Genomic DNA, 2485 nt, shown 5'->3' with positions numbered 1-2485 from the left:
ACGAACAACGGGTTGCCGTCGGAGCGACCGATCGCCGCCCCGAGCCGCTCGTGCAGGTCCGACTCGTTGGGGTCGTTGGCCTTGGTCGAGGTGTCGTGCTTGCTCACCACGGCCAGGTCGTCCGCGGTCAGGCCGAGCTCTGCGAGACCCCGGGCCAGCGGCGACCGCTTTCCACCACGGCCCGCGCCGAGCGCGCCGAGCCCCGGAGCGGGGATCGAGGTGTGCGCACCGTCGGCGTACGACCCCGCCCAGGCCACCACCCCGTGGACCGGCAGCCCCATGCGGGCCGCGACGTCGCCACGGGCCAGCAGGATGGTGCCGCCGCCCTGCGACTCGACGAACCCGCCGCGTCGCCGGTCATTCGCCCGGCTGTAGTGGCGCTCGTCGATCCCCTTGGCGGCCATCGCCGCGGAGTCGGCGGTGGCGGACATGTCGGCGAAGCCCTGGATGCCCTCGGTGGACAGGTCGTCGAACCCGCCGGCCACCACGAACTCGGCCTTACCGGCGCGGATCTTGTCGAAACCCTCCTCGACGCTCACCGCGGTGGTGGCACAGGCCGCCACCGGGTGGACCATCGAGCCGTAGCCGCCGACGTAGGACTGCATGACGTGGGCGGCCACCACGTTGGGCAGCGCCTCCTGCAGCGTGTCGTTGGCGCGGCTGCGGCCCAGGATCCCGTCGATGTAGAGCGAGCGCATGCTCGTCATGCCGCCCATGCCGGTGCCCTGCGTGTTGGCGACATCGGCCGGGTGCACGTGGGCCAGCAGCTCCGCCGGGGTGAAGCCCGAGGAGATGAAGGCGTCCACGGTGGCCACCAGGTTCCACGCCGCCACCCGGTCGATACCGGAGACCATGTCGGCGGGGATTCCCCATGCCGTCGGGTCGAAGCCGGTGGGGATCTGGCCACCCACGATGCGGGTGAGCGTGGTGCGGCGGGGGACGCGGATCTCGGTGCCCGCCTTGCGGGTGACCGTCCACTCGCCGTCCTCGCTGCGGGTGACGACGGTGTTCTCCGGATCGTCCTCCTGGTACGCGCGGGCCTGGCCCTCGTCGTCCACGACGAAGGACAGGTCCTCCGGCAGGAACACCGAGGTCAGCTGCGGCGAGGCGCCCGCGAACATCTCCGCACGCGAATCGTCGGCGTAGGTACGCACGCCCACCCGGGCGAGCACCTCGTCGTGGAAACGCTCGGCGATGTCCGCCTCGTCGATCGGGTCACCGGACCCGGTGACGGTCCAGCCGGCGCGCGGCGAGTCCTCCCAGGTGATGAGCCCGGTCGACCAGGCCAGCTCGACCACGCCGGCGGCGCTGAGGTCGCCGGTGGTCTCCACCTCGAAGCGGGTGCGGGCGCTGCCGTAGGGCCCGACCTCGCCGGAGCCCACGATCACGACCATGTCCTCGAGGTCCTGGGTGACCTGGCCCCACTCGGGGCGCTCGTCGGCGGTGACGGTCTGCAGCGACGGCAGGGCCGCGAGGGTCCCGTCGGCGTCCTCGGTCGAGGCCTCGGTCACCGGGGCCGGACGGTCCGCGGCGAGCGCGGCCATGTCCAGGTCGGCGGTGCCGAGACCCCCGGTGAGGTCGACGGTGAGGGGCGCCTCGCCGGCGGACCGACGGACGTCCGGGGTGCACGAGTCCAGCAGCTCGGCGGCGATCCCCGCGGTGGACCAGGTGGACACGCCCGCGGCCTCCACGGCGTCGACGAGCGGATCGTTGTGGCCCATCAGCCCGGTGCCCCGGACCCAGCCGATGATCGCGTGGACGAACGTCACGCGCTCGGACCAGGACTTCTCCGAGCCCCACTTGGCGATCATGGCGTCGAGCGCGGCCTTGGCCTCGCCGTAGGCGCCGTCGCCACCGAAGATCCCGCGGTTGGGCGAGCCCGGCAGCACCACGTGCAGACGGGAGTCGACGTCGGTGTCGGCGCCGATCGCGCCGAGCCCGGCGACGAGCTTCTCCACGCCCCACAACAGGACGCGCATCTCGGTCTCGGCCCGCGGGCCGGCGTCGGCCATCGAACCCTGGACACGCGGGGCGGCGAACGGGAAGAGCAGCGTCGGCGTGAGCGGCGCCTTGAGGACGGTGGTCTGGCCACCGGCCGACTCGGCGTGCTCGGATCCGACCCACTCGACCAGCGCGTCGACGTCCGAGTACGACGTGAGGTTGGCCGGCAGCACCCACAGCGCCGCGCCACCGCGGGCGTGGGAACGGTAGAGGTCCTTGAAGAAGGCCAGCTTGGACTGGTCCAGGTTCGAGGTGGTGGCCACCACGGTGGCCCCTCCCGCCAGGAGCTTTCCGGTGACGGCGGCGGCGATGGAGCCCTTGCCGGCACCGGTGACGACGGCGACGTCGCCCGCGTACCGGCCGACGAACTCCTCGGAGGCCGCCTCCGCGATTTCCCGGTAGGTGACCGCGAGGGCGTCCCGCCGGGCTCCGGCGGCCCGCTCGGCCCACCAGCGGGCCTGCTCGGCCACGATGTCGCCGGCAC

At 73.0% G+C, this 2485-nt stretch carries 1 protein-coding gene; it reads right to left on the bottom strand.

Features of this window, described 5'->3' with window-relative positions; translation table 11 throughout:
• Positions 1 to 2485, bottom strand: a 2485-nt coding sequence (locus G6021_RS09965; RefSeq protein WP_277817937.1) for a beta-ketoacyl synthase N-terminal-like domain-containing protein, incomplete at both ends; no start/stop codon positions are given.

The organism is Dietzia sp. CW19 (assembly GCF_014145265.1).
GTDB lineage: Bacteria > Actinomycetota > Actinomycetes > Mycobacteriales > Mycobacteriaceae > Dietzia > Dietzia natronolimnaea.
This window is presented reverse-complemented; position numbering and strand designations above follow the sequence as displayed.